The following is a 26,787-nucleotide window of genomic DNA, read 5'->3' on the forward strand; positions in this document are numbered from 1 at the left end:
GTCAGCATGAAACCGATTCAGCTGCCCCTAGGTGTGCGTCTGCGTGATGACGCCACCTTCATCAACTACTACCCAGGCGCCAATGCCGCTGCACTCGGCTATGTCGAGCGGCTATGCGAAGCCGACGCCGGGTGGACCGAAAGCCTGATCTACCTCTGGGGCAAGGACGGCGTGGGGCGTACCCACCTGTTGCAGGCAGCGTGCCTGCGCTTCGAGCAGATGGGGGAGCCGGCGGTGTACCTGCCGTTGGCGGAGTTGATGGACCGTGGGGTCGAGTTGCTCGACAATCTCGAGCAGTACGAGTTGGTGTGCCTGGACGACCTGCAAGTGGTCGCCGGGCGCGCGGATTGGGAAGAGGCGCTGTTTCACCTGTTCAACCGTCTGCGTGACAGCGGGCGACGCCTGCTGATTGCCGCCTCGACTTCGCCCCGTGAACTGCCGGTCAAGCTGGCCGACCTGAAATCGCGCCTGACCCTGGCGCTGATTTTCCAGATGCGCCCCCTCTCGGATGAAGACAAGCTGCGGGCTTTGCAACTGCGTGCTTCAAGACGCGGCCTGCATTTGACCGACGAGGTAGGACATTTCATCCTGACCCGTGGTACTCGCAGCATGAGCGCCCTGTTCGAATTGCTAGAACGGCTCGATCAGGCCTCGTTGCAGGCCCAGCGCAAGCTCACCATACCCTTTCTAAAAGAGACCCTGGGCTGGTAAAACCGGGGCTTTCAGCGCTTTTTCGCCAAATTCCAGACGTCACAAAACCCACGCCGGAAGCTTTCTTTCGGGCGTGTGGGATCCGTTTGGGTATTAAGTCCTTAGATGTTTTCAAGAAACGACCGAGTCACATCCTGTCCCATAAAATTTGCAAATGAGGGTGATAGAGGGCATAGTCGCGTTTCCTTACAAATCAGCCACGGTCGTGCCCATGCTAAATCGCTTCGCACCCCTCGTGCCTCTCGCACTTGTTACCCTGTTGTTCGGTTGCGCGGCGCATACGCCGGTTTCGCAACAACAGGTCGATAATTCGGTCAAAACCGCCTCGGTTTCTGGCGTCAAATCCTCGGCCGTACTGGACGATGAGCTGGCCACGGAAAAAGAACTCGCCGAGTTCGCCGACGGCAAGCCTTACCGGTTGCCTGTCCTTGCTGACAGCATTCTCGAACGTGGCATGTCCCTGATCGGTACCCGTTACCGTTTTGGCGGCACCAACGAGAGCTCCGGCTTTGACTGCAGCGGCTTCATCGGTTATCTGTTCCGTGAGGAAGCCGGGCTCGACCTGCCGCGCTCCACCCGTGAGATGATCAACGTGAAGGCGCCGCTGGTTGCACGCAACAAGCTCAAGCCAGGTGACCTGCTGTTCTTCGCCACCAATGGTCGTCGCGGTCGTGTCAGCCACGCCGGGATCTACCTGGGGGATGACCAGTTCATCCACTCCAGCAGCCGCCGTAGCGGTGGTGTGCGGATCGACAGCCTGGGCGACAGCTACTGGAGCAAGACCTTTATCGAAGCCAAGCGCGCCCTGGCGATGGCTCCCACTACGGTCACCGCCAGCAACCGGTAATCACTTGGACGTTTTCAGCGCCATCGGCCTGGTTGATGGCTAAAAGCCAGGTTCCAATACCAGGCAAGCTGTACAAAAAACGTCCGAAGTTAAAGTGATACTTGAAGTTTGGCGTATAGCCGCTAGAATCCTGACATATTGTTGAGTATCTGACCGCGCGAGCCCTGCTTGCGCGGTTTTGATTTCTCTACGCCACGGCAGAGAAAGCCGCATTCAGTCAGGATTTCTGCACATGTCGACCACGGCCCGTATTGCCTTGATTGCCTTCACCGCATTGCTCGGTGCCTGTGCCGGCCATGCGCCGCCGCCGCCAGCACCGGTGGCTCGTCCCGTGGTGTTCGCCTCCCCGCAACCCTCCTCGCCAGAAGCGGAAGACGTGCTGTTCCGCGCCTTGGGCCTGGTCGGCACGCCCTATCGTTGGGGCGGCAACACACCGGACTCGGGTTTTGATTGCAGTGGCCTGATTGCCTACGTGTATCGCGATATGGCGGGCATCAACCTGCCGCGTTCGACCCGCGAGATGATTGTGATGCGGGCGCCGAGCGTGCCGCAGAACGCCTTGCAGACCGGCGACCTGATCTTCTTTGCCACCAATGGCGGCTCCCAGGTCAGCCATGCCGGCATCTATGTCGGTGAAGGCCGTTTCGTCCATGCGCCGGCCACTGGCGGCACGGTGAAACTGGACAGCCTGTCCAAGGCCTATTGGCAACACGCCTACCTGAACGCCAAACGTGTGTTGCCGGCCGGGCACCTGGCGAGCAACCCTTAATCACCGAGTTACCGCGAGGTTGTCATGACCGCTCGCACCCTCAAGCTGGACGATGCCCTCTACGGTTATCTGCTGGACGTTTCCCTGCGCGAGACGCCGTTGCTCAAGCGACTGCGCGACGAAACCCAGGCGCTGCCCATGGCGCGCTGGCAGGTGGCGCCTGAGCAGGGCCAGTTCCTCGCGCTGCTGGTCAAGCTGACCGGCGCCCGACGATTGCTCGAAGTCGGCACCTTCACCGGCTACAGCGCCTTGTGCATGGCCTCGGCCTTGTCGGAGGGCGGTAGCCTGCTGTGTTGCGACATCCCCGGGGACTACAACGCCACTGCGCTGCGCTACTGGCGGGAGGCGGGCCTGGCCGAACGTATCGAGTTGCGCCTGGCGCCGGCGCTGGAGACCCTGGCGCAGTTGGAGCAGCAGGGGCAGGGCGGGCAGTTCGACCTGATGTTCATCGATGCCGACAAGGCCAATTACCCGGCGTATCTGGAAAGTGCCTTGCGCTTGTTGCGCGCGGGCGGCCTGGCGATTTTCGATAACACGCTGTGGAGCGGGCGGGTACTGGAGGTGAATACGCAAAGCGCCGACACCCGGGCCATCCAGGCGCTGAACCGGGCCTTGAAGGATGACGTGCGGGTGGATCTGTCGTTGCTGCCGTTGGGCGATGGTTTGACTTTGTGCCGTAAGCGTTAGGGGCCTGTTCAGGCCTCCTTGAACAGCAGGGCGATGCCGGGGTGATACTGGCCAGCTTCGTTGTGCAATTTGCGATAGGCGTAGGGAAAATACCAGGCCACGGCGCAGCTGTTGGCTTTTTGCAGGTCATCGACCATATCTTGCAGGTCTTCCGGGCTGAGGCTCTGCTGCGGTTTGAACGGCGAGACGAACAGGCAGCCGAGTTTCAGGTGGTGGGGGTGGCTGATCTTTTTCGCATCGCTCGCCACATCCAGCAGGGCCGGCATAGGGTTCAGGTTGTTGACCTTGGGCCAGCGTTGCGTGGCCTGGATATAGACCGACTCCTGCGCGGTGGAGATCTGCAGGTCGCAGCGTCCGCTGCGGTCACCGTCTTCGATCTGCTTCTTGGTCGGAAAATGCTCCAGGCTGACCATTTCCGCGGCCCAGGCGGCTACCGACAGCAACCCCAGGTTGGCCCGTTCATTGAACCAGTAGGGTGCCTGACCGTCACCGAGGAGTTGATTGTAGCGATCAATGCATTCAGGCCAGCGTTCCAAGGCGGGACGCAGGAATTCCAGTTTCGGATTGTTGATGATCAGGCCTTGCATGGGACTACCCTTTATTTATTGTTGGTCGGGTTGTGGCTATTTGATATCACCTTAGTCAACGTAGCACAAATTCTGGCGCCGGTTTTTTGATCTTGGTTGGGGTTTGGAGGAGCGCTCGGCTTTGAGCTGGCTGTCGCACCCAGTGACACATCAGCTATGCAGATAAAGAAATCTATCTGTAGTCTTTGGGAGTCGTTATCTATTGCGTTATGCGCTTTAAGTCCAAGCGAAATGAGTAGAGTCCCCAAGTTCAATAGCCTCAAGTACGAGGTTTTTCGATTCCAGGCGAGGCGTCTTGCTTATCAGATGTTCGCCAGTGACCCTGAGTGCATCGCTGCCGGTATCGACACCCGTCAGGCTCGGTTTGAGCCGATCGATCACTGCGCGATAGCGGCGACGGAGCATTGGGGCGCGCGTGCAACTCTCTATCCATGGGAAGAAGTGAGAAAGTGGAAACGGACCGATCTGAAAGGGTTTGACCTGGCATTGTGGTTCGGTCCTGAGTTGTGCGGTTTATGCTATGCGACGCCAAGGAAGAGTAGGATTTGTATAAAAATCATTCTCTTGGAGGGGCGGGGCGACAAAACGCATCCTCTGAAAGGTCTGGTTGCATCCTTGTCCCTGTCTGCCGTTGATTTCTATGCTCGCATGCTCAAATGCAAGGAAATTGAGGCGCAAGACCCGGCAAAGGGAGCTATCGCCTTGTACAAGGAGTTGGGGTTTGATTTTGGCGATGACGGTCGCCTTGTGATTTCTGTAGCGGGTCATTAAGATCTCTTTAATTGTCAAGACACAGAGGTGTCTATGAAAACGACTAAAAACGCTGCGAAAGCGGCCATGATTGCCAAATTCACCACTGAAGCCATGTCGTTGGCTGCTGTGGGTGTTTCTGAAAATCAGCGTCGTTTTCTCAAGGTCGGTTTGAACCGTGGCAAGGAACTCGAGCCTGCTGGTGTGCTCGCGGGGGCTCGCTCCTGACATTGGCTGCAACTACCGACTTTGGCAAAAGGCTTCCTCCCAAATGGTCTACAAACGCCCCGCCTGGCCCGGGGCGTTTGTTTTTCTGACACCGGCTTTATTTGACGCTCCACCCCCAACCCTCTAACCTTCGCCGATTGTTTCAGGTGCTCTGTGGCGAACCGCCGACAGGGTGAAACAGGGAAGCCGGTGAGCCCTTCGACAGGCGCGATTCCGGCGCTGCCCCCGCAACGGTAAATGAGTCAAGACCGCGCCTTGAGCCACTGTGTCCTGCGACATGGGAAGGCGCGCGGTCCCGCGAATACGCAGCTCATGAGCCCGGAGACCGGCCTGATCCATCCCACAGCGTCACGGCGGGCGATGCTGGACGGCCCCGGCCGCGTTTTTTCCTGCCCCCCGTTTGCCTTATCCAGCCCCAACGGAGAGCTGCCATGAACGAATCCCCCGATCGCGACGAACGTCACTTGGCGCGCATGCTGCGCAAAAAGGCCGTTATCGACGAGCGTATCGCCAGTGCCCCGAACGAATGCGGCCTGCTGCTGGTACTGACCGGCAACGGCAAGGGCAAGAGCAGCTCGGCCTTCGGCATGCTCGCCCGGGCCATGGGCCATGGCATGCAGTGCGGCGTGGTGCAATTTATCAAGGGGCGCAACAGCACCGGCGAAGAGCTGTTCTTCCGGCGCTTCCCCGAGCAGGTGCGCTTCCATGTGATGGGCGAGGGCTTTACCTGGGAGACCCAGGATCGCCAGCGCGATATCGCCGCCGCCGAAGCCGCCTGGACAGTCTCCCAGGAAATGCTCCGTGATCCGAGCATCGGCCTGGTGGTGCTCGATGAGCTGAATATCGCCCTCAAGCACGGCTACCTGGACCTCGACCAGGTGTTGACCGACCTCCAAGCCCGTCCGCCGATGCAGCACGTGCTGGTCACCGGCCGCGGCGCCAAGCCGGAAATGATCGAGCTGGCCGACACCGTGACCGAAATGGGCCTGCTCAAGCATGCGTTCCAGGCCGGGATCAAGGCCCAGAAGGGCATCGAACTATGAGGCAAACGCGTCATTGCCCGGCGGTGCTGATCGCCGCGCCGGCTTCCGGACAGGGCAAGACCACGGTGACGGCGGCCCTGGCGCGCCTGCACCGCAATCAGGGGCGCAAGGTCCGGGTGTTCAAGTGCGGCCCGGATTTTCTCGACCCGATGATTCATGAGCGCGCCAGCGGTGCGCCGGTCTATCAGCTGGATTTGTGGATGGTCGGCGCAGAGGAAAGTCGTCGGTTGCTCTGGGAAGCGGCGGGCGAGGCCGACCTGATCCTGATCGAGGGTGTCATGGGGCTGTTCGACGGTACGCCGTCGAGCGCCGATCTGGCCCGACATTTCGGTGTGCCGGTGCTCGGAGTCATCGACGGTACGGCCATGGCCCAGACCTTCGGCGCCCTGGCCCTGGGACTGGCGCGTTACCAGCCGGACCTGCCGTTCGCCGGGGTGCTGGCCAATCGCGTCGGCACCCTGCGCCATGCGCAATTGCTTGAAGGCAGCCTGACCGAAGGCCTGCGCTGGTACGGCGCGCTCTCCCGGGAAACCGGGATCGAGCTGCCGAGCCGCCATCTCGGCCTGGTGCAGGCCAGTGAATTGAATGACCTGGACAAGCGTCTGGACGCGGCCGCCGAGGCCCTGGCCGGCAGTTGCGAGGTCGCGTTGCCGCCGCCGGTGGCCTTTGAGGCGCCCGATCCGCTAGCCGCCGAGCTGCTGCTGGCCGGTGTGCGCATCGCCGTCGCCCATGACGAGGCCTTTGCCTTCATCTATGGCGCCAATCTGGACCTGTTGCGGGCCATGGGCGCCGAGTTGCGGTTTTTCTCGCCGATCCACGATCAGGTCTTGCCCGAGGCGGACAGCCTTTACCTGCCCGGTGGTTATCCGGAGCTGCATCACCTGGCCCTGGCGCAGAACGCCCCGATGCTGGCGGCGATCCGTGCCCACCACCAGGCCGGAAAGCCCTTGCTCGCCGAGTGTGGCGGGATGCTCTATCTGCTCGATGCGCTGACCGATGTCGAAGGACAACGCGCCGAACTGCTCGGATTACTAGCAGGTGAGGCGACGATGCAGAAGCGCCTCGCGGCCCTGGCCTTGCAGGCGGTGGAGTTGCCGGAAGGGCTGTTGCGCGGTCACACCTATCATCATTCGTTGACCACCACGGTGCTCGAGCCGATTGCCCGGGGCCTGAGCCCCAATGGCGGGCGCGGCGCCGAGGCGGTGTATCGCCAGGGGCGGATGACCGCCTCTTATGTGCATTTTTATTTTCCGTCCAACCCGCGGGCGATTGCCGCGCTGTTGGCACCGGATACCCACTCTGCCAAGGCCGGCGCACTCTCGGAGCGCGCGGACTTACCCGCGCGGAGGCCATGACCGACAACGCTTTTAACCCTGAAGAACGCGCGGCGGTCTACCGTGTCATCGGTGAACGCCGCGATATGCGCCACTTTACCGGTGGCAGCGTGGCGCCCGAATTGCTCTCGCGCCTGCTGGAAGCGGCGCATCAGGCGCCCAGTGTCGGGCTGATGCAGCCCTGGCGCTTTATTCGTATTACCGACCGCGCATTGCGCGGCCAGATCCAGCAGTTGGTGGAAGAAGAACGGATCCGCACCGCCGAGGCCCTCGGTGAGCGTTCCGATGAATTCATGAAGTTGAAGGTCGAGGGCATCAACGACTGTGCCGAGGTGCTGGTCGCCGCGCTGATGGACGATCGCGAGCGCCATATCTTCGGTCGGCGGACCTTGCCGGAAATGGACATGGCGTCCTTGTCCTGTGCCATCCAGAATCTCTGGCTGGCGTCCCGCGCCGAAGGCCTGGGCATGGGCTGGGTCTCGCTGTTCGAGCCGTTGGCCTTGGCGCAACTGCTCGGTCTGCCGGCGGGGGCCAAGCCGCTGGCGGTGCTGTGCCTGGGCCCGGTCCAGGCATTTTATCCGGCACCGATGCTGGTATTGGAAGGTTGGGCGCAGCCGCGTCCCTTGAGCGAATTGTTGTATGAGAATTATTGGGGAGTGAGTCAATGAGTGTGGCGTTGTTGAGTGTCGCCGGGGTTGCGCTGGATGCGCTGCTGGGCGAACCCAAACGCTGGCATCCGCTGGTGGCGTTCGGCCGTCTGGCGGACCGTATCGAACAACGTTTCAACTCCGGCGGACGTGGCTGGCGCAGTCACGGGGTCACCGCCTGGGTGCTCGCGGTGCTGCCGCTGACCCTCTTGGCCACGGCCTTGTCGTGGGCGCCTTATATCGGCTGGCTCGTCGAAATCCTCGCGCTCTATTGCGCCCTCGGTCTGCGCAGCCTCGGCGAGCATGTGATCCCCGTGGCCCAGGCGTTGCGCAGCGACGACCTGGATCGCGCCCGCCAGCGGGTGAGTTATCTGGTCAGCCGCCAGACCACGGAACTCGATCACACCGAAGTGGCCCGCGCGGCTACCGAATCGGTCCTGGAAAACGGCAGCGATGCGGTGTTCGCCGCGTTGTTCTGGTTTGTCGTGGCCGGTGCGCCTGGCGTGGTGCTTTATCGCCTGAGCAATACCCTCGACGCGATGTGGGGTTATCGCAATGAACGTTTCGAGCGTTTTGGCTGGGCGGCGGCGCGGATCGACGATGTCTTGAACTATATTCCTGCACGCTTGGTGGCCCTGACCTACGCCTTGCTCGGTAAAACCGGACTGGCGCTGCAATGCTGGCGCCGCCAGGGACCGACCTGGGACAGCCCGAATGCCGGGCCGGTGATGGCGGCGGGCGCCGGCGCGCTGGGGGTCGAGTTGGGCGGGGCGGCGATTTATCACGGTGAATTGCACCAGCGTCCGCAGTTGGGCGAAGGGGAGCCGGCCACCGCCGACTCCATCGACCGCGGCTGGCAGTTGGTGCAACGGGGTGTGTGGTTGTGGTTGCTGATTCTCTGTCTGGGAGCTGAGATCTATGCTTGAGCACGGCGGACGCCTGCGCAAGGCGGTGGAACACTACGGCATTGCCGAGTCCGATTGGCTGGACCTGTCCAGTGGCCTGGCGCCCTGGCCCTGGCCGATCCCACCGATCCCCGAGCGTGCCTGGGCGCGCCTGCCGGAAACCGATGACGGCTTGGAACAGGCCGCCTGCACCTACTACGGCGCGCCCCAGGTGTTGCCGGTGCCCGGCTCCCAGGCGGCGATCCAGTTGCTGCCGCGCCTGCGTCGTGCGGGCAAGGTCGGTGTGCTGTCGCCTTGTTACGCCGAGCACGCTGAAGCCTGGCGACGCAACGGCTACATCGTGCGTGAAGTGCTGGAACACGAAGTCGATTTTTTTCTCGACAGCCTCAATGTGCTGGTGGTGGTCAATCCGAACAATCCCACCGGTCTGAGCCTGGCCCCGGAGCGGTTGCTGGAATGGCATGCGCGCCTGGCCCAGCGCGGTGGCTGGCTGGTGGTGGACGAAGCCTTTATGGACAACACCCCGCAGCGCAGCCTGGCGGCCCACAGTCATCGGGTCGGGTTGATTGTCCTGCGCTCGTTCGGCAAGTTTTTCGGTCTGGCCGGTGTGCGCCTGGGCTTTGTCCTCGCCGAAGGCCAGTTGCTCAGGTTGCTCGCCGAACAAGTCGGGCCCTGGGCGGTCAGCGGGCCGACCCGGGTGCTGGGGCAGGTGTGCCTCGCCGATACCGCCGGCCATGAGCGCCAGCGTGTGCGCAGCGAACAGGCCAGTCAGCGCCTGGTGGCATTGTTGACGCGTTTCGGCCTGGCGCCCCAGGGCGGTTGCGCGCTGTTCCAGTGGTTGGTGACGGCGCGGGCCGAGGCGCTGTATGAGTTTATGGCACGGCGGGGCATTCTGCTGCGCCTGTTCACCCAGAACAGCAGCCTGCGTTTCGGCCTGCCCGCGGATGAGGCGGACTGGTTGCGCCTGGAGCAGGCGCTGCTGGCCTTTGCCGGGGAGCCGGCATGACCACCCTGATGGTGCAAGGCACCACCTCCGATGCCGGCAAAAGTACCCTGGTGACTGCGCTGTGCCGCTGGCTGACTCGCCAGGGTGTACGCGTGGTGCCGTTCAAGCCGCAGAACATGGCGCTCAATAGCGCGGTGACCGCCGACGGCGGTGAGATCGGCCGGGCCCAGGCGGTCCAGGCCCAGGCGGCGGGCCTCGTGCCCCACACCGATATGAACCCGGTGTTGCTCAAACCCAACAGCGATACCGGCGCCCAGGTGATTATCCATGGCCGCGCCGTGACCAGCATGAACGCCGTGGCCTATCACGGCTACAAAGCCATCGCCATGCAGGCGGTGCTGGCCTCGCACCAGCGCCTGAGCGCCGCCTATCCGGTGGTGATGGTCGAAGGCGCGGGCTCGCCGGCGGAGATCAATCTGCGTGCCGGGGATATCGCCAATATGGGTTTCGCCGAGGCGGTGGATTGCCCGGTGCTGCTGATTGCCGATATCAATCGCGGCGGGGTGTTCGCCCATCTGGTGGGCACCCTCGAACTGCTGTCGCCCAGCGAGCAGGCGCGGGTCAAGGGCTTTATCATCAACCGTTTTCGCGGCGATCTCGCGCTGTTGCAGCCCGGGCTGGATTGGCTGGAACAGCGTACCGGCAAGCCGGTGATCGGCGTGCTGCCCTATGTGCTGGACCTGCACCTGGAAGCCGAGGACGGGCTCGACCAGCGCCAGGCCGACAAGGCCGACCAGGTGCTGAAGGTGGTGGTGCCGGTGCTGCCACGCATCAGCAACCATACCGATTTCGATCCGTTGCGCCTGCATCCCCAGGTCGACCTGCAATTTATCGGTCCCGGCCAGGCCATTGCGGCCTCGGACCTGATCATCCTGCCCGGCTCCAAGAGCGTGCGCAGCGATCTGGCCTATCTGCGCCAGCAGGGCTGGGACACGGCGATCAACCGTCACCTGCGTTATGGCGGCAAGGTGCTGGGCATCTGCGGCGGCCTGCAAATGCTTGGTGAGCAGGTGCATGATCCCCTCGGGTTGGAAGGGGCGCCGGGTTCCAGCGCCGGGTTCGGGCTGCTGGCCCTGAGCACCGAGCTCGAGCAGGAAAAGCAACTGCGCAATGTGCACGGCCGTCTGGCGTTGGAAGAGGCTGAAGTCAGCGGTTATGAGATCCATGCCGGGGTCACCGTCGGTGCGGCGCTGGAGCAGCCGGCCGTGCACCTGGACGATGGTCGTTGCGACGGTGCCCAAAGCGCCGACGGGCAGGTGCTCGGGACTTACCTGCACGGTTTGTTCGAGTCGCCCCGGGCGTGCAGTGCCCTGCTGCGCTGGGCCGGCCTGGCGCAGGTGCAGGAGGTGGATTATCACGCCCTGCGCGAACGCGACATCGAACGCCTGGCCGACCTGGTGGAAAAACATCTGGATACCGACCGCTTGCGTCAGCTCTGCGGTCTTGAATAAGGGCGTCCTGACATGCTGCAACTGATTCTCGGTGGTGCCCGTTCCGGCAAGAGTCGCCTGGCCGAACGCCTGGCGGCTGAAAGCGCGCTGTCGGTGACCTATATCGCCACCAGCCAGCCTCTGGACGGCGAGTTGAACGAGCGGGTCGCCCTGCATCGCCAGCGTCGTCCGGCCCATTGGCAGTTGATCGAAGAGCCGCTGGAGCTGGCCCGGGTCCTGCGTGAAAACGCAGCGGCCGACACCTGCCTGTTGGTGGATTGCCTGACCCTGTGGTTGACCAATCTTTTAATGCTGGAGGACGCCGAGCGTTTGAAGGTCGAGCGCGAAGCCCTGTTGTCGAACCTGGCGCAATTGCCGGGAGAGATTATTTTTGTCAGTAACGAAACCGGTCTGGGTATCGTCCCGTTGGGCGAATTGACTCGCCGTTATGTCGATGAAGCCGGTTGGCTGCATCAAGCTCTGGCCGAGCGTTGTCAGCGTGTGGTGCTGACAGTCGCCGGTTTGCCCCTGACTTTGAAAGGAACTGTGTTATGAGTGAATCGTGGTGGCTGAACCCGTGCAAGGCGATTGATCTGCAGGCGCAAGACGCGGCATTCGAGCGTCAGCAGCAACTGACCAAACCTACCGGCTCCCTGGGCCAGTTGGAGCAGGTCGCGGTGCAACTGGCGGGTCTGCAGGGCCGGCTCAAGCCGCGGGTCGATACGCTGTGGATCGCGATTTTTGCCGGTGACCATGGCGTGGTGGCTGAAGGCGTATCGGCTTATCCGCAGGAAGTGACCGGGCAGATGCTCGCCAACTTCGTCGGCGGCGGTGCGGCCATCAGTGTGCTGGCGCGGCAACTGGGCGCGCAGTTGGATATCAACGACCTCGGCACGGTCACGCCGATGCTCAACCTGCCAGGTGTGCGTCATCTGCAGATCGGCGCCGGGACTGCGAACTTCGCCCAAGGCCCGGCCATGACCGATGCCCAGGGCCGCCTGGCGCTGGAAGCCGGGCGTGACAGCGTACGGCGCGCGGTAGCAGCGGGCAGCGAGTTGTTTATCGGCGGCGAAATGGGCATCGGCAACACGGCTTCGGCCAGCGCGGTGGCCTGTGCGTTGCTGAAATGCCCGGCGGCGTTGTTGGCCGGCCCCGGCACCGGGCTCGACCCGGCCGGCGTCAGCCACAAGGCGCAGGTGATCGAGCGGGCGCTGGCGCTGCATGCCGAACACACCGACGATGGGTTGCAGGCCTTGTTCCGCCTGGGCGGTTTCGAGATCGCGGCGCTGGCCGGGGCCTATGTGGCTTGTGCCCAGGAGGGCGTGGCGGCGCTGGTCGACGGCTTTATCTGCACTGTTGCGGCGATGGTCGCGGTGCGCTTGAATCCCGAGTGTCGGCAGTGGCTGATCTTCGCCCACCGTGGCGCCGAGCGCGGGCATCGGCATGTGCTGGAGAGCCTGCTGGCCGAACCGTTGCTCGATCTGGGCCTGCGCCTGGGCGAAGGCAGCGGCGCGGCGTTGGCGGTGCCATTGGTGCGCCTGGCCTGCGACCTGCACGGGCAGATGGCGACCTTTGCCGAGGCGGCCGTGGCGGATCGCCCGGCATGAGTGTGCGCCTGGACCTGTTGCGTCACGGCGAAACCGAACTGGGTGGCGGCTTGCGCGGCAGCCTGGACGATGCCTTGACACACAAGGGCTGGGAGCAGATGCGTGCCGGTGTGGCGCAGCAAGGGCCTTGGGATCGCCTGATCAGTTCGCCCTTGCAGCGTTGCGCGCGGTTTGCCGAAGAGCTGGGCGCGCGCCTGGGGCTTCCGGTCGAGATCGAGGGTGACCTGCGCGAATTGCATTTCGGTGCCTGGGAAGGGCGGAGCGCGGCGGCGTTGATGGAGACGGACGCCGACGATCTGGGGCGGTTCTGGTCCGATCCTTACGGCTTCACACCACCGGATGGCGAGCCGGTTGAACTGTTCGCCGAGCGGGTACTGGCGGCGGTGTCGCGCTTGCAGCAGCGCTATGCTGGCCAGCGCCTGCTGTTGATCAGTCATGGTGGGGTGATGAAGGTTCTGCTGGCTCGTGCCCGTGGCTTGCCGCGCGAGCAGCTATTGCAGATCGAGGTGGCCCATGGCGCCTTGTTCACGCTGCAGGTGGCGGCTGACGGTGGGCTGGGGGAGACGCCGTGAGCCGCTTGCCGTTCTGGATCGCCTTGCAGTTTCTCAGCAGCCTGCCGATTCGTCTGCCGGGCATGCCGGAACCTCGGGAGATGGGGCGGTCGTTGTTGTGCTACCCGCTGGTGGGGTTGCTGTTCGGCGGCGTGCTTTATGCACTCGATTGGACGTTGGCGGGGGCACCGCTGTTGCTCCATGGCGCTTTGTTGCTGACGGCCTGGGTGCTGCTCAGCGGCGGCCTGCACCTGGACGGCCTGGCTGATAGCGCGGATGCCTGGCTGGGCGGTTTCGGCGATCGTGAGCGGACCTTGTTGATCATGAAGGACCCGCGCAGTGGGCCGATTGCCGTGGTCACGCTGGTGCTGGTGCTGCTGTTGAAGTTCTGTGCCTTGCTGGCGTTGATCGAGCAACAGCAGACAGTGGCGTTGCTGCTGGCGCCGCTGATCGGTCGTAGTGCCTTGCTCGGGTTGTTCCTGACCACGCCTTATGTGCGTGCCGGTGGATTGGGGCAGGCATTGACCGATCATCTGCCGCGCCGGGCCGGCTGGTACGTGTTGCTGGCGAGTGCGTTGTTCTGTGGGTTGCTGGCCGGGTTCAAGGGCGCTGGGGCGGTGTTGCTGGCGGTGTCGGGTTTCTGCTGGTTGCGGCAACTGATGATGCGACGTCTGGGCGGCACCACCGGCGACACGGCGGGGGCGTTGCTGGAGTTGCTGGAAGTGCTGGTGCTGGTGGGGTTGGCGCTGTTCTGAAGGCGTTGCGCAAAACTTGTTTTCACTGTGTCACAGGTATATACACACGCCATGTTATCAACCGATTGCTTATGCATCTGCCTGCGTCGCGCCGCTCGTGGCGTCAGCAGGCATTACGACGGCGCTCTCGACGGCTTCGGGATCAACGTTGCCCAGTATTCTCTGCTGTGCAATCTCAAGCGCCTCGACCAGCCGAGCATTTCCAGCCTGGCCGAAGCCATGGGCCTGGATCGCAGTACCCTCGGGCGTAACCTGCGGGTGCTGGAGTGTGACGGCCTGGTGGCCCTGACCGAAGGCGCCGACCAGCGTAACCGCCTGGTCCGGCTCACCGATGCCGGGGCCGAACGGCTGGTGGCCGCCGGGCCCGCCTGGGAAGCGGCGCAGCAGCGTCTGGCGAACCGCCTGGGTGATGAAAAGCGCGCGGCTCTGGTAGCCTTGTTGGAAGAGTTGGCAAGCGGCGAGTAATCGCCGTTTTATCGACATAAAACGGGTATATACCCGCTAAGGAAGAACAATAATGACCTCGATGTGGCGTGCCAGTGGCTGGATTTTGCTCGGGAGTGCGCTGATCCTCGCGCTGTCCCTCGGGATAAGGCACGGTTTCGGGCTGTTCCTGCCCCCCATGAGCGCGCAGTTCGGCTGGGGCCGCGAAGTATTCGCCTTTGCCATCGCCTTGCAGAACCTGATATGGGGCCTGTCCCAACCCTTTACCGGCGCCCTGGCCGACCGCTTCGGCGCGGCGAAAGTGGTGTTGATCGGTGGTGTGTTGTACGCCGTCGGGCTGGTGTGCATGGGCCTGTCCGATTCCGCCCTGACCCTGTCCCTGAGTGCGGGCCTGCTGATTGGTATCGGCCTGTCGGGAACCTCGTTCTCGGTGATCCTCGGGGTGGTCGGACGTGCCGTACCGCCGCAGAAGCGCAGCATGGCCATGGGTATTGCCAGTGCCGCCGGATCCTTCGGCCAGTTCGCCATGCTGCCGGGGACCCTGGGGTTGATCGGCTGGCTCGGCTGGTCGACGGCGTTGCTGGTGCTGGGCGTGCTGGTGGCGCTGATCGTGCCGCTGGTGAGCATGCTCAAGGACAAGCCGCTGCCCAAGCTTGAGGGTGAGCAGACCCTGTCCGAGGCACTGCGCGAGGCCTGTTCCCATTCCGGCTTCTGGTTGCTGGCGTTCGGCTTTTTTGTCTGTGGTTTCCAGGTGGTATTTATCGGTGTGCACCTGCCGGCCTACCTGGTCGACCAGCACCTGCCGGCCACCGTCGGGACCACGGTGCTGGCGCTGATCGGTCTGTTCAATATCTTCGGGACCTACACCGCCGGCTGGCTCGGTGGACGGATGTCCAAGCCACGCCTGCTGACTGCTTTGTACCTGGCACGGGCGGTGGTGATCGTGGTGTTTCTCTGGGTGCCGGTGACGCAGTTCAGTGCCTATCTGTTCGGCATGGCCATGGGCTTTCTCTGGTTGTCGACGGTGCCCCTGACCAATGGCACCGTGGCGACGCTGTTCGGCGTGCGCAATCTCTCCATGCTCGGCGGGATCGTGTTTCTCTTCCACCAGTTGGGGGCCTTCCTCGGCGGCTGGCTGGGTGGGGTGGTGTATGACCACACCGGCAGCTACGACTTGATCTGGCAGGTCTCGATCCTTCTGAGCCTGCTCGCTGCGGCCTTGAACTGGCCGGTGCGTGAGCGGCCCGTGGCGCGGTTACAGGCGCAGGCGGGCCTGGCATGAGTGCCTTCTGGTCGCGACTGCTGGCCCTGGCGCTGATCGCCTTGCTGCTGGCGCTGGCCTGGTGGGGCTGGCACCAGGGCGGCTTGGCGTTGATGCAGTTGGGCATGGGCGCTTGTTAAGAGCGGCTTGCTAGGAAGGGGAGCCGGCGCGTAAGTTGACGGCTCGATCTCTTTTCCAGGGTTCAGGATATGGCGATGCGCTGGCTGGCGGTTCCTGCCGTTTTGATGGCCTTTTCCGGGGCGGCTCTGGCTGCCGGTTGTCCGGAGCTCTTGCAGGGACAATTGCCGAAGTTACGGGCCAAGGAGTCCATCGATCTTTGCCAGCGTTTTGCCGGCAAGCCGCTGCTGATCGTCAATACCGCCAGCTTCTGTGGCTTTGCCCCACAGTTCAAAGGCCTTGAGGCGCTCTATCAGCATTACAAGGGCCAGGGCCTGGAGCTGATCGGCGTGCCGTCGGATGACTTCAAGCAGGAGTCCGACGATGGCGCCGAGACGGCCAAGGTCTGCTATGTGAACTATGGCGTCACCTTCACCATGACCGAACCGCAAACGGTCAGAGGGCCGGATGCCGTGCACCTGTTCAAGGTGCTGGCGCAGCAGAGCGCGGCGCCGAAGTGGAATTTCTACAAGTATGTGGTGGACCGCCAGGGCAAGGTGATCGCGCATTTCTCCAGCCTGACCAAACCCGACAATCCCGAGCTGATCTCCGCGGTGGAGAAGGCTATCGCCTCGAGGCCCTGATAAATATCAGGCAATAAAAAACCCGCATCAGCCGATGCGGGTTCTTTTTATCCAGCCAACGAGCGGTTCAGGCTCGTCGTGAATCAGAACTTGTACGTGGCGCCCAGGCCGTAGCCCCATGCGCTGTTTTCGTACGTGGAGCTGTAGGCGCCTTTACCCGGGACGTTGAGATTGACGTTGACGTCTTCTTCCTTGAGGTAGGAGACGGCGAGGTCGATGGTCAGGTCGTCGGTTGGGCTCCAGCCGGCACCGAAGCTGATGGCACGGCGATCACCCGTAGGGATACGCACGGAGCGATCGGTGTTGTTGGTGGGTGCCTGGTCAACCGACAAGCCGCTGCGCAGTACCCATTCCTTGTTGACGCGATAGGAAACACCGATGGCCGAAGCCCAGGTGTCGTGCCAGTTCTGTTGTTCGGTGATGGTGCCGACCGGGCCGGCGGAGCCCCCGAGGGCTGGAGAAACACCCTGGTTGTTGATGGTGATGTTCTGCAGGCGGCTCCAGCGGGTCCAGGTGGCACCGCCATAGACGGTCCACTGATCATCCAGCTTCTGGGTGATCGAGAAGTCCACGTTCTCTGGTGTGGTGATATCCAGGGAGCCCTTGAAGCGGCTACCGCTGAATGGACCAAAGACCAGTGGGCCGTTGATGGTGGTATGACCATCCAGCGAGTAACTGACTTTGGAGTGGTAGGTCAGACCCAAGCGGGTGGTGTTGGTAGGTTGAACAATCACACCGATGTTGTAGCCCACCGCCGTGTCGTCGCCCTTGACGTCCACAAAGCCGTTACCAGGCGTCGTGGAGCTCAGCTCACCGCTGATGCGGTTGAAGGTCGGGCCGCCGCCGATAGACACCACATCGTTGATGGCGTAGCTGACAGTCGGTTGGAAGGTGACAACCTTGACTTCGCTCTTCTGGCCGTAATTGCTGCCAGCAAAGCCGCTTTCATAATCGGTTACCAACCCGAAAGGTGCGTAGAAACCCACACCTGCTGCCCAGCCGTTACCCAGCTGTTTGACGAAGAAGCCATTGGGTACGGACGTGAACGGGACCATATCGCCTTCGTTGGTACCGCCTCGGTTACCGCCGCTGGCGTTCTTGATATCGGTCTTGGCATCAATCGTTGCGACACCCGCGGTCACTTGATCGCGACCGAGCAGGGACATACCGGCAGGGTTGCCGTAAACGGTACTTGCATCTTCGGCAGAAGAAGATCGACCCGCATAACCGGTCCCCATCCCGCTGATGCTCTGTTCGTTGAGGGCAAAGCCACTCGCGAAAAGCTGGGTGGATGCCAGAGCAACAGAAAGGCTGAGAGTGGTCTTGAGCATTACTTTTTTCATTATTAGAACTCCGTGGTGATCACCGAGGCGAAAAGTAGCAACATTTTCGCCCCGGCGCTATAGGGTGAATTGCTGGAGATAGAGCGGTTTTGTAGGACAATCCGACCAAAATCGATCGTTTTTCCCGGAAACTGGGTTTTGGCTCTAGCAGGCGATCGGAGTGACCGATGAGTCACAACTTTGCCAGGCACGGGTGAAATCCCGTAAACGTCCTTGTGGCTGGAAAGTCTGTCGCCAGATCCGCGCCATACCGAGCAGATCGTCGATGGCGGGGAGCTTGGGGTGGTGTTCTTCCACCAGCAGCCAGGCGATGGCCGTGGAATAACGAAGATTCACCGCCAGTTCGAGATTCGGGCTGCTAAAAAAAGCGTGCTGGCTGGCCAGGCCGCGCACCAGGCTGGCCAATTCCGGGTCCGGGGCCAGGTAGCGGTCCCATAACGCGGCATGGCGGCTTTCGTCGATGCAGTACAGGCCGTGACCGCGGCGGTCGTGCAGGGCCGAGCCCAGGTCCGACTGGCTGGCGGCGATGCCCAGCAGCAGTGCTTCGGCGCTCGGGCTGTGGCGACCCAGGTACAGCAGGGTCGGGCGAATCACATAAAGGCGCAGTTCCCTGGCGGCGATACCCATGACACCCTCGATACTCCGGCCGTGTGATCGGCGTTTTTTATTGGTCGGCGTGGCCTGGCCCCTGGTAGCGGTGGAGGCGTTCAGGCCCGCCGGAAGCGGCCCGGGCCGCTTGAGTTGAAGTGTAGTGTCATATCTCTGCTGTAAAGGACTGTTTTTAAAATATTTAAACTATGAGCGCGTGGCTTATATATTTATTCGTGCTTAGCCATACAGTCAAAATCGCGAAACTTCAGGCAATAAAAAGCCCGGCAACAAAGACCGGGCTTTTGGGTTACAGCTTGTTTCTAAGCTGGGCTATACGGGCCTCAGGCAACCAGGGCCTGGCGCGTGCGGTCGATGACCGCCTGCAGCGGTTCGGCGCTGGAGTACTGGTCCGGATACAGACGTTCGCTGTGACGAGCGATACCGTGTTCGTTGACCAGCGTGAAGCTGAAGCAGCCTTTGCGAGCGGCCATGATCAGGCAGTTCATCGGTGCGAAGGCGTTGGTCAGGGTGCGAATAGCGTCCTGGGTATGGATTTGAGTCGACATAATTATTAGGTGTTCCTGCAAATGACACGGAATCTGATCCGTGCAACGTTAAAACGTTCCAGTAGCGTCGAACCATTATGGATCGGACGAAGAACCTGACTGGAACAAAGCCGCCAGTTGAGCGCATGAAATCAAGTGGCGCTGGGGCTGGCAGGTAGGTACTTAGGAGGGCAGGCAATCACAACAAGGGCAAAGGTTCTGGGCCCGTGGTGAAGATCCTGATCAATCTTGCAGGTTGGTTCGGTCAGAGTAATCGTTTTCGGCAGCCGCCTTTCATAAGGCTGTACTGGAGAGGATTTACCTGGAAACCATCGAGGGGTCGATCCCTTTTTCGAGCGACTGATCCATTTTGGAGAGTGCTTATGAGGGGAATGTTCGACCAGAATTGACTTTCAGCTTGGTACTAACGGGGCGGATACTATCGCATTAAAACGGATAAGGGAAGCGTGTTGGCAAAAAACTTGTTCAAGGCGCTCCCGTGGTACCGAGGCGGAATTTCGCTGGCGGGACGCTGCCCGAAAGGGGGCGATATGCTGGCTCCAGGAGTAGCGCTAAAGAGCGAATGGCGGCGCCTGTGCAAAAAAGGTGCGTCGATATAACCGTTATCGCACTACTTGTGCACAATCGGCCCACGGCTTGTCACCGGACTGTCATCTGCGCAATCTGTCCCTCGAATGCCTGCATCGCCAATACAAGTCAATGAAAAATATCGTCTTTTTTTATTGGTGAAAAAATCGACAGTTTGACTGCGAGCCCCATTCCATGCGGCTTTGCGAGGGTTGGAGAAGGGTTGTCCACTGAGTTATCCACAGCTTCTGTGGATTGTCCCAAGCGCTTGCTCTAGGACGGGCATATCGGTTTTTTTCGACTTTACCCGTACGAAAAACAGCGTAGAGTGGCGCGCCCCGCGATCTGGCGTGCGGTGCTACATGAAATTTCGCTTGGCTTCCTTGCCCTTGTCCCGGCCCGATAGGATTTCTACCTGGCGCGAACTGTCCAGGGCCGATCACCTTCGTTACCCTTGATTCTTTACAATTGGTTGGCACCTTGGGAGTTCTTATGGCGTTGGATCTGACCAGTCTCTTGCTCGGTTTGGCGGGCGCGGCGTTGCCGTTGCTGGCCCTGGCCTGGCAGTTGCAGCGCCGGGCGAGTGCTGCCCAGGCCGAGCTGGTGCTGTTTGACGAGCGTCTGAGCAGTGCCCGGCTGGCGGCGGATGGGCTCGGTGCACAACTGGATGCCAGCCGCGACGAGGTCAGCGACCTGAGCCAGGCCAATACCGTCAAGCAGGCGGAACTGGCGGCGTTGCGCCGGGAAGTCGAACTGCTGCAGATCGAGCGTGACAACGGTCGCGACGCCGCCCATGCCTGGAACCTCGAGCGTGCCCAGAAGGAGGCCGAGCTGCGCCGCCTGGATGCCCAGGCGGCGTCGTTGAGCGCCGAGCTGCGGGAACAGCAGGACAGCCATCAGCAGCGCCTGAACGACCTGCAGGGCTCGCGGGATGAGCTGCGTGCGCAGTTTGCCGAAATGGCCGCGAAGATCTTCGACGAGCGCGAGGCGCGTTTTGCCGAAAACAGCCAGCAGCGCCTCGGACAATTGCTCGACCCCTTGAAGGAACGTATCCAGTCCTTCGAAAAACGTGTGGAAGAGAGTTATCAACAGGAAGCCCGCGAACGCTTCTCCCTGGGCAAGGAGCTGGAGCGCCTGCAACAGCTGAACCTGCGCCTGAGCGATGAAGCGACCAACCTGACCCGGGCGCTCAAGGGCCAGAAGACCCAGGGCAACTGGGGCGAATTGATTCTCGAACGGGTGCTTGAGCATGCCGGGTTGGAAAAGGGCCGCGAGTACCAGACCCAGGTCAGCCTGAAAGGACCGGACGGCGAGCGTTTCCAGCCGGACGTGCTGATCCTGTTGCCGGGTGACAAGCAGGTGGTGGTGGACTCCAAGGTCAGCCTGACCGCCTACCAGCAATATGTCGGCGCCGATGACGAGGCGATCGGCCAGGCGGCGCTCAAGCAGCATGTGCTGTCGTTGCGTAATCATGTGAAGGGGTTGGCCGGCAAGGACTACAAGCGTCTGGAAGGTTTGCACAGCCTGGATTTCGTCTTGCTCTTCGTGCCCATCGAAGCGGCGTTTTCGGCGGCCTTGCAGGCCGAGCCGAACCTGTTCCAGGAAGCCTTCGATCGCAATATCGTGATTGTCAGCCCGACCACCTTGCTCGCCACCTTGCGGGTGATCGACAGCCTCTGGAAGCAGGAACGCCAGAGCCAGAACGCCCGGGAAATCGCCGAGCGCGCCGGTTGGCTGTACGACAAGTTCGTGTTGTTTATCCAGGACCTGGACGAGGTCGGCAATCGCCTCCAGCAACTGGACAAGGCCTACGCTGCCGCGCGGAACAAGCTGACGGATGGGCGTGGCAACCTGGTCAGCCGCAGCGAACAGCTCAAGCTGCTGGGCGCACGGGCGAGCAAGAGCCTGCCGGCGGAGCTGCTGGAGCGGGCGATGACCGATGAGGACGGCGTGGTGCAGTTGCCTGAGTAATCAGCCCGCGTTCAAAGCGGCAGATGCCGACTCAACAACGCCCGCAACGCCGCCGGTTTCACCGGCTTGGCCAGGTACTCCAACCCCGCCCCATGCACCTGTGCGACGGTTTCCGGGCGCAGGTCGGCGCTGATCACCACACCGGGCAGCGGCTCCGCCAGGCGCGTGCGCATCCAGGTCATCAGGCCGGTTCCGGTCTCGCCGTTATCCAGGTGATAGTCCACCAGCGCCAGTTGCGGACGCAGGCCGCCATCGAGCAGCGCGGCGCACTCCTCGCGATTGCGCGCGGTCGAGACCCGGCAGCCCCAGCGGGTCAGCAGGCTGTGCATGCCGATCAGAATGCTGTCCTCGTTATCCACGCATAACACCTGGGCACCGCTCAGTGCCTGGCCGTTGACGAGCGGACTGTGGCCGGCCTCGCTCGCCGGATGACGGGCAATCGGCACGCTGACGCTGAATACACTGCCGTGCCCCGGCCAGGAGCGCACTTGCAGGCGATGCCCGAGTACCCGGCAGAGTCCGTCGGCAATCGCCAAACCCAGCCCCAGGCCTTTTTCGGCCCGGGTCTGGTGGCTGTCGAGACGTTTGAACTCCTCGAAAATCACCTGGCGCTTGTCCTCGGGAATCCCCGGCCCGCGGTCCCAGACTTCCAGGGACAACAGGCCGCCCTGGCGCCGCACGCCGAGCAGGACCGGGCCCTTGGCGTAGCGGAAGGCATTGGTCAGGAAGTTCTGCAGGATCCGCCGCAACAGTTTGATATCGCTGTTCACCGGCAAACGGCTGCCGCGAACCCGGAAGTTCATGCCTTGCTCCTGGGCCAGGGCCTTGAACTCCGCACCGAGGGTGTCGAACAGCTCATTGAGGACAAAGGGCTGCGGGTTGGGCGTGATCTTGCCATTTTCCAGGCGCGAGATATCCAGCAGGTCGCTGATCAGGTCCTCGGCCGAACGCAGCGAACTGTCCAGGTGCTGGACCAGTTGCCGGGCCTCCCGGGACAGGCTGTCGTCCTGATGGGAGAGGGCGGCGGAGAACAGGCGGGCGGCGTTCAGCGGCTGCATCAGGTCGTGGCTGACCGCCGCAAGGAAGCGGGTCTTGGATTGGTTGGCCGCTTCCGCCGTGCCCTTGGCTTCGGTCAGGGCGACGTTCAGTTGCGACAGTTCGTGGGTCCGTTCGGTGACGCGCTGTTCCAGGCCCTCGTTGGCCTCGGTCAGGGCTTGCTCGGCCTCGCGGAACGCGGTGATGTCAGTGAAGCTCATGACAAAACCGCCGCCGGGCATCGGGTTGCCGATCAGCTCGATGACCCGACCGTTGGGGAACAGCCGCTCCGAGGTATGCGCGCGGCCCTGGCGCATCCAGTGCAGGCGCCGTGCGACATGCACTTCGGCCTCGCCGGGACCGCACAGGCCGCGCTCGGCGTTGTAGCGGATGATATCGGCAATCGGCCGGCCGACGCTGATCAGGCCGTCCGGGTAATTGAACAGTTCCAGGTAACGGCGGTTCCAGGCCACCAGCCTCAGGGACTGGTCGACCACGCTGATGCCCTGGGTGATGTTTTCGATGGCGCCTTGCAGCAACGCGCGGTTGAACTGCAGCACTTCGGAGGCTTCGTCGGCGATCCGGACGACATCTTCAAGTTGCATTTCCCGCCCTTCGATGGCGGCTTTCACCACCGCGCGGGTCGAGGAGGCCCCGAGTACCCCGGCCAGCAGGCGTTCGGTGTGGGCGATCCAGTCGCTGTCGGCGTTCTGGTTCGGGTTGAAGCCCTTGCCCTGGCGATAGGCGAAACGGATAAAACTCTGGCGTGCGCGTTCTTCGCCGACAAAGCGTGCGGCGAGGGTCAGCAGGTCTTCGATCTGCACCGCCAGCATCGAGCGGGCGCTGGGCCGGGCATTGAGTTCCTGGCCGATAAAGCGCCCGGCCTGCCAGTGCTCGGAGACCCGTGTGCGCGACAGCACCGAGACCCAGGCGAACAGGGTGAAGTTGCCTGCCAGCGACAGCACCACGCCTTGGGTCAGCGGGCTGATCGGCAGGTTAAGCGGGTTGCCGTGCAGCCAGGCCAACCCGGGGAAACTGCTCAGCGACCAGCCCAGGCTGCGGGCGGCGATCGGTAGGATCAGGGTATAGAACCAGAGGAAGGTGCCGCCGGCGATACCGGCAAACACCCCGCGCCGGTTGGCCTGTTTCCAGTACAGCGCGCCGAGCATGGCCGGCGCCAGCTGGGTCACGGCGGCGAAGGCGATCTGGCCGATGGTTGCCAGGCTCGCGGTCGAGCCCAGCAGGCGGTAGCTGACATAGGCCAGCAGCAAAATGGCGACAATGCTGACCCGACGCACCGAGAGCATCCAGTGGCGGAACACTTCGAACGGCCGTTCGGAGTTCTGCCGGCGTAGTAGCCAGGGCAACAACATGTCGTTGGAGACCATGGTCGACAACGCGACGCTGGCGACAATCACCATGCCGGTGGCCGCCGAGGCACCACCGATAAAGGCCAGCAAGGCCAGCGACGGATGGGCCTGGGCCAATGGTAGGCTGATAACGTAGGAATCACGCAAGACATCCGTGGGCAACATCATGCGCCCGGCCAGGGCGATCGGTACCACGAACAGTGCCGCGAGGATCAGGTAGGCGGGGAACACCCATTTGGCCAGGCGCAGGTCCTGGGGTTCGATATTTTCCACCACTGTGACATGGAACTGCCGGGGCAGGCAGATGATCGCCATCATCGCCACGCCGGTCTGCACCACCATGGACGGCCAGTTGACCGTTTCTTCCCAGTATTCGGCCAGCAGCGCCGAGGTTTTGGCCTGGCTGAACAAATCGTCGAAACCGTCATAGAGGCCGTAGGTGACGAAGGCGCCGACGGCGAGAAAGGCGAACAGCTTGACCAGGGATTCGAAGGCAATCGCCAGCACCATGCCGCGGTGGTGTTCGGTGGCGTCGAGGTTGCGGGTACCGAAGACGATGGTGAACAGCGCCAGGATCAGCGACACCACCAGCGCCGTGTCCTGGGCGCGTACGCCCATGGCGTCGGCACCGGCACCGATCAGCAGGTTGACGCCGAGGACGATGGCTTTCAGTTGCAGGGCGATATAAGGCAGTACGCCGACCAGGCAGATCAGCGCCACGACCACCGCCAGGGATTGCGATTTGCCATAGCGGGCGGCGATGAAGTCGGCGATGGAGGTGATGTTTTCCTGTTTGCTGATCAGCACCATCTTTTGCAGGACCCAGGGTGCGAACACCAGTAACAGCACGGGGCCCAGGTAGATCGGCAGGAACGCCCAGAGCTGGTCGGCGGCCTGGCCGACCGCGCCGAAGAAGGTCCAGCTGGTGCAATAGACGGCCAGGGACAGGCTGTACACCCAGGCCCGCACGCGTGGCGGCAGGGGCGCGCTGCGGCGGTCGCCATAAAAGGCGATGGCGAACATGATGGCCATATAGGCCAGGGCGACGGCGGCGATCAGCCCGCTGGACAGCGACATGGAAACTCCCGGCAAAAGACATTCCGAGGGCAGTCCGGCCCTGGCGCTACAGTCTCGCACGATGACCGGGCGGCGTCAGTGTCGACCAAGGTCGCAGCCCTGTTGCTAAGGGGCGGTGAGTGCCAACTCGATTTGTTGGTGCAGAGCTTCGACACTCAACGGCTTGTCCGCGAACAACACTCGGAACACCGTCGGTGCGACGATCAGGTCCAGCAGGCGCTCGACGCTGGGCAGCATTGCCTGCGGGTAACGATCGAGAATGATCTGCAACTGCCCGCCGAGGATGGTGGTGCAATAACCGGTGCTGGTGCTGCATTGCACGTCACGCATCATCTGCCGGCCCGGTTCCGAGCTGATTTCATCCAGGTATTGCTCGGCCCAGGCCCGCAGGTCGCCGCGCAGGCTGCCGGTATTGGCCGGTTCGACCTCCGGGCGCATACGCGCAAATGCCACATCGGCCAACAACACCGCCAGGTCGCCCCAGCGCCGATAGATGGTCGAAGGCGTGACCCCGGCCCGCGCCGCAATCTGCGGAACGGTCAGGCTCGCGCGGTCCTGCTCTTCGAGAAGCGCGCGGACCGCCTGATGAATCGATTCCTGCACCCGGGCACTGCGGCCGCCCGGACGTACACTTTCTTTGATCGCCATGCCAAAACCTTAACACAAAGAATTTGCTTTAAGAGAAAAGCCGTAGCACACTCCGTAAAAGCAATATTTTAGCTTTTGTGGAGTGTGCCTATGTCCCATCGCGCCGAAAAGCCCGTGTCCAACCGTGCCAGCCTGGTGTTTCTGTCGATCACCTTGCTGACCTTTCTGGCCGCCTCCAGCGCGCCGACCCCCCTGTACCATCTGTATCAGGAAACCCTGCGGTTTTCCGCGGCGACCCTGACGCTGATCTTCGGGGTGTATGCCCTGAGCCTGCTGGCGGCCTTGTTGACGGTCGGTTCCTTGTCCGACCATCTGGGTCGCCGGCCGGTGATCTTTACCGCATTGCTGTTGGATATCGGCGCGATGTGGCTGTTTATCACGGCCGACAGCGTCGTGTTGCTGATCGCCGCGCGGGCGCTGCAAGGTTTTGCCACCGGCATGGCCACCAGCGTACTGGGTGCGTCCCTGCTGGACAACGACAACCGCAAGGGGCCGTTGATCAACAGTATCGCGCCTTTGCTGGGCATGGCCTGCGGGGGCCTAGGTTCCGGTTTGCTGGTGGAGTTCGCGCCACACCCCATGCAGTTGGTGTACTGGATTCTGTTCGGCCTGCTGGTGGTGCAGGCGGCGACTGTCTGGCGCTTGCCGGAAACGGTCAGCGCGCAGCCGGGCGCGCTGGCCTCGTTGCGTCCGACCCTGCATGTACCGCCGCAAGCGCGCAAGGCCCTGTGGATCGCCTTGCCGGTGGACGTCGCGGTCTGGGCCATGGGCGGTTTCTACCTGTCCCTCGCGCCTTCGCTGGTACGCGCCGCGACCGGCTCGACGTCCAACCTGATCGGTGGCGTGCTGGTGGCAATCCTGACCCTCAGCGGCGCGTTGACGATCTTCACCTTGCGCGATCGCCCGGCGCAAAAAATCCTGCGCCTGGGGGCCGTGCTGCTGGCCATTGGCGTCAGTCTGATTCTGCTGGCGGTGCACAGCGCCAGTCTCCCGCTGTTTCTCTTCGCCACCTTGGTCGCGGGGGGCGGTTTCGGCTCGGGTTTCCTCGGCGCGCTGCGCAGCGTGGTGCCGCTGGCCTTGCCCCATGAACGGGCAGGGCTGATGTCGGCTTTTTATGCGCTGAGCTACCTGGCGTTCTGTCTGCCGGCGTTGTTGGCGGGCAACCTGAGTCACAGCCTGGGCTTGATCGCCACGACCGACGGCTATGGCGTGATGTTGATCGGGCTGTCGCTCGGAGCCTTGCTGATGTTGCTGTGGCGCCGCCCGGCGCGGGACCTGGTGGCCTGAGCCGGTCGG

General features: G+C 62.5%; 28 protein-coding genes and 1 riboswitch. Of the genes, 22 read left to right on the forward strand and 6 right to left on the reverse strand.

Features of this window, described 5'->3' with window-relative positions:
- The first annotated feature begins 6 nt into the window (after positions 1 to 6).
- The 4 genes from hda to HX830_RS20020 all read left to right on the forward strand — a co-directional run bounded on the left by hda (position 7) and on the right by HX830_RS20020 (position 3,014).
- Positions 7 to 711 (forward strand): DnaA regulatory inactivator Hda, encoded by a 705-nt coding sequence (hda, locus tag HX830_RS20005; protein WP_100940947.1) that lies wholly within the window; start codon positions 7 to 9, stop codon positions 709 to 711.
- A gap of 211 nt (positions 712 to 922) precedes the next feature.
- Complete coding sequence (locus tag HX830_RS20010; RefSeq protein ID WP_103498986.1) at positions 923 to 1,558, forward strand: C40 family peptidase; 636 nt, start codon at positions 923 to 925, stop codon at positions 1,556 to 1,558.
- A 232-nt stretch (positions 1,559 to 1,790) separates the two neighbouring features.
- On the forward strand, positions 1,791 to 2,327 hold the full coding sequence (locus HX830_RS20015) for a C40 family peptidase (RefSeq protein WP_103498987.1): 537 nt from the start codon (positions 1,791 to 1,793) through the stop codon (positions 2,325 to 2,327).
- 24 nt (positions 2,328 to 2,351) lie between these two features.
- A complete protein-coding gene (locus tag HX830_RS20020; protein ID WP_177102117.1) occupies positions 2,352 to 3,014 on the forward strand; it encodes a class I SAM-dependent methyltransferase in 663 nt (220 codons plus the stop codon).
- 8 nt (positions 3,015 to 3,022) lie between these two features.
- Here the strand turns inward: HX830_RS20020 and HX830_RS20025 are convergent, their stop codons facing one another.
- Positions 3,023 to 3,601, reverse strand: a complete 579-nt coding sequence (locus HX830_RS20025) for a hypothetical protein (RefSeq protein ID WP_177102126.1) — start codon at positions 3,599 to 3,601, stop codon at positions 3,023 to 3,025.
- Between the two features lie 231 nt (positions 3,602 to 3,832).
- Between HX830_RS20025 and HX830_RS20030 the strand changes: the two genes are divergently transcribed.
- The 16 genes from HX830_RS20030 (at position 3,833) to HX830_RS20100 (ending at position 16,323) form a co-directional block, all read left to right on the forward strand.
- Positions 3,833 to 4,372 carry an N-acetyltransferase gene (locus HX830_RS20030; RefSeq protein WP_177102128.1) on the forward strand — a complete coding sequence of 180 codons (540 nt, stop codon included), beginning with the start codon at positions 3,833 to 3,835 and terminating at the stop codon, positions 4,370 to 4,372.
- A gap of 33 nt (positions 4,373 to 4,405) precedes the next feature.
- Entirely contained in the window at positions 4,406 to 4,579 is a 174-nt protein-coding gene (locus tag HX830_RS20035) for a hypothetical protein (protein ID WP_177102130.1), read from the forward strand.
- A 127-nt stretch (positions 4,580 to 4,706) separates the two neighbouring features.
- A riboswitch (cobalamin riboswitch) is annotated at positions 4,707 to 4,927 on the forward strand.
- Between the two features lie 83 nt (positions 4,928 to 5,010).
- The gene (gene cobO, locus HX830_RS20040; protein WP_103498991.1) at positions 5,011 to 5,622 is read left to right on the forward strand and encodes a cob(I)yrinic acid a,c-diamide adenosyltransferase; all 612 of its coding nucleotides are present in this window, start codon (positions 5,011 to 5,013) and stop codon (positions 5,620 to 5,622) included.
- Positions 5,619 to 6,977 (forward strand): cobyrinate a,c-diamide synthase, encoded by a 1,359-nt coding sequence (locus HX830_RS20045; RefSeq protein ID WP_177102132.1) that lies wholly within the window; start codon positions 5,619 to 5,621, stop codon positions 6,975 to 6,977. The genes cobO and HX830_RS20045 overlap by 4 nt, the downstream gene beginning before the upstream one ends.
- On the forward strand, positions 6,974 to 7,624 hold the full coding sequence (bluB, locus tag HX830_RS20050; RefSeq protein ID WP_152741503.1) for a 5,6-dimethylbenzimidazole synthase: 651 nt from the start codon (positions 6,974 to 6,976) through the stop codon (positions 7,622 to 7,624). The genes HX830_RS20045 and bluB overlap by 4 nt, the downstream gene beginning before the upstream one ends.
- On the forward strand, positions 7,621 to 8,529 hold the full coding sequence (cbiB, locus tag HX830_RS20055) for an adenosylcobinamide-phosphate synthase CbiB (protein ID WP_103498994.1): 909 nt from the start codon (positions 7,621 to 7,623) through the stop codon (positions 8,527 to 8,529). Before bluB ends, cbiB begins: the two co-directional genes overlap by 4 nt.
- Positions 8,522 to 9,514, forward strand: a complete 993-nt coding sequence (gene cobD / locus HX830_RS20060) for a threonine-phosphate decarboxylase CobD (RefSeq protein ID WP_177102134.1) — start codon at positions 8,522 to 8,524, stop codon at positions 9,512 to 9,514. Before cbiB ends, cobD begins: the two co-directional genes overlap by 8 nt.
- Positions 9,511 to 10,965 carry a cobyric acid synthase gene (locus HX830_RS20065; RefSeq protein WP_177102136.1) on the forward strand — a complete coding sequence of 485 codons (1,455 nt, stop codon included), beginning with the start codon at positions 9,511 to 9,513 and terminating at the stop codon, positions 10,963 to 10,965. The genes cobD and HX830_RS20065 overlap by 4 nt, the downstream gene beginning before the upstream one ends.
- Positions 10,966 to 10,977: 12 nt before the next feature.
- Positions 10,978 to 11,499: a bifunctional adenosylcobinamide kinase/adenosylcobinamide-phosphate guanylyltransferase gene (gene cobU / locus HX830_RS20070; RefSeq protein ID WP_177102138.1), complete on the forward strand. Its 522-nt coding sequence runs from the start codon at positions 10,978 to 10,980 to the stop codon at positions 11,497 to 11,499.
- Positions 11,496 to 12,551, forward strand: coding sequence for a nicotinate-nucleotide--dimethylbenzimidazole phosphoribosyltransferase (cobT, locus tag HX830_RS20075; protein WP_152741499.1), 1,056 nt, complete (start codon positions 11,496 to 11,498; stop codon positions 12,549 to 12,551). The genes cobU and cobT overlap by 4 nt, the downstream gene beginning before the upstream one ends.
- Positions 12,548 to 13,123 carry an alpha-ribazole phosphatase family protein gene (gene cobC, locus HX830_RS20080; protein ID WP_177102140.1) on the forward strand — a complete coding sequence of 192 codons (576 nt, stop codon included), beginning with the start codon at positions 12,548 to 12,550 and terminating at the stop codon, positions 13,121 to 13,123. Before cobT ends, cobC begins: the two co-directional genes overlap by 4 nt.
- A complete protein-coding gene (locus tag HX830_RS20085; protein ID WP_177102142.1) occupies positions 13,120 to 13,857 on the forward strand; it encodes an adenosylcobinamide-GDP ribazoletransferase in 738 nt (245 codons plus the stop codon). The genes cobC and HX830_RS20085 overlap by 4 nt, the downstream gene beginning before the upstream one ends.
- 51 nt (positions 13,858 to 13,908) lie before the next feature.
- On the forward strand, positions 13,909 to 14,322 hold the full coding sequence (locus HX830_RS20090; RefSeq protein WP_152741497.1) for a MarR family winged helix-turn-helix transcriptional regulator: 414 nt from the start codon (positions 13,909 to 13,911) through the stop codon (positions 14,320 to 14,322).
- 61 nt (positions 14,323 to 14,383) lie between these two features.
- A complete protein-coding gene (locus tag HX830_RS20095) occupies positions 14,384 to 15,583 on the forward strand; it encodes an MFS transporter (protein WP_177102187.1) in 1,200 nt (399 codons plus the stop codon).
- On the forward strand, positions 15,580 to 15,702 hold the full coding sequence (locus tag HX830_RS32185; RefSeq protein WP_255916951.1) for a hypothetical protein: 123 nt from the start codon (positions 15,580 to 15,582) through the stop codon (positions 15,700 to 15,702). The genes HX830_RS20095 and HX830_RS32185 overlap by 4 nt, the downstream gene beginning before the upstream one ends.
- Positions 15,703 to 15,771: 69 nt before the next feature.
- Positions 15,772 to 16,323: a glutathione peroxidase gene (locus tag HX830_RS20100; RefSeq protein WP_177102144.1), complete on the forward strand. Its 552-nt coding sequence runs from the start codon at positions 15,772 to 15,774 to the stop codon at positions 16,321 to 16,323.
- Positions 16,324 to 16,406: 83 nt separating this feature from the next.
- On the opposite strand, the gene HX830_RS20105 is transcribed toward HX830_RS20100, so the two are convergent.
- The 3 genes from HX830_RS20105 to HX830_RS20115 form a co-directional block, all read right to left on the reverse strand.
- Complete coding sequence (locus tag HX830_RS20105) at positions 16,407 to 17,666, reverse strand: OmpP1/FadL family transporter (protein WP_177102145.1); 1,260 nt, start codon at positions 17,664 to 17,666, stop codon at positions 16,407 to 16,409.
- A 144-nt stretch (positions 17,667 to 17,810) separates the two neighbouring features.
- Positions 17,811 to 18,293 (reverse strand): hypothetical protein, encoded by a 483-nt coding sequence (locus tag HX830_RS20110; RefSeq protein ID WP_103494394.1) that lies wholly within the window; start codon positions 18,291 to 18,293, stop codon positions 17,811 to 17,813.
- Positions 18,294 to 18,598: 305 nt separating this feature from the next.
- The gene (locus tag HX830_RS20115; RefSeq protein ID WP_003214941.1) at positions 18,599 to 18,823 is read right to left on the reverse strand and encodes a hypothetical protein; all 225 of its coding nucleotides are present in this window, start codon (positions 18,821 to 18,823) and stop codon (positions 18,599 to 18,601) included.
- 1,173 nt (positions 18,824 to 19,996) lie between these two features.
- Between HX830_RS20115 and rmuC the strand changes: the two genes are divergently transcribed.
- Entirely contained in the window at positions 19,997 to 21,361 is a 1,365-nt protein-coding gene (gene rmuC, locus HX830_RS20120; RefSeq protein ID WP_177102189.1) for a DNA recombination protein RmuC, read from the forward strand.
- A gap of 11 nt (positions 21,362 to 21,372) precedes the next feature.
- Here rmuC and HX830_RS20125 read toward each other — a convergent pair whose 3' ends face one another.
- Both HX830_RS20125 and HX830_RS20130 read right to left on the reverse strand, forming a co-directional pair.
- The gene (locus HX830_RS20125; protein ID WP_177102154.1) at positions 21,373 to 24,843 is read right to left on the reverse strand and encodes a hybrid sensor histidine kinase/response regulator; all 3,471 of its coding nucleotides are present in this window, start codon (positions 24,841 to 24,843) and stop codon (positions 21,373 to 21,375) included.
- A gap of 105 nt (positions 24,844 to 24,948) precedes the next feature.
- Positions 24,949 to 25,491, reverse strand: coding sequence for a TetR/AcrR family transcriptional regulator (locus HX830_RS20130; RefSeq protein WP_152741491.1), 543 nt, complete (start codon positions 25,489 to 25,491; stop codon positions 24,949 to 24,951).
- A gap of 90 nt (positions 25,492 to 25,581) precedes the next feature.
- On the opposite strand from HX830_RS20130, the gene HX830_RS20135 reads away from it, so the two are divergent.
- Positions 25,582 to 26,778, forward strand: a complete 1,197-nt coding sequence (locus HX830_RS20135; protein WP_103494390.1) for an MFS transporter — start codon at positions 25,582 to 25,584, stop codon at positions 26,776 to 26,778.
- Positions 26,779 to 26,787 lie beyond the last annotated feature (9 nt).

The sequence above is a fragment of the Pseudomonas gingeri genome (assembly GCF_013385425.1).
GTDB classification, from domain to species: Bacteria; Pseudomonadota; Gammaproteobacteria; order Pseudomonadales; family Pseudomonadaceae; genus Aquipseudomonas; species Aquipseudomonas gingeri_D.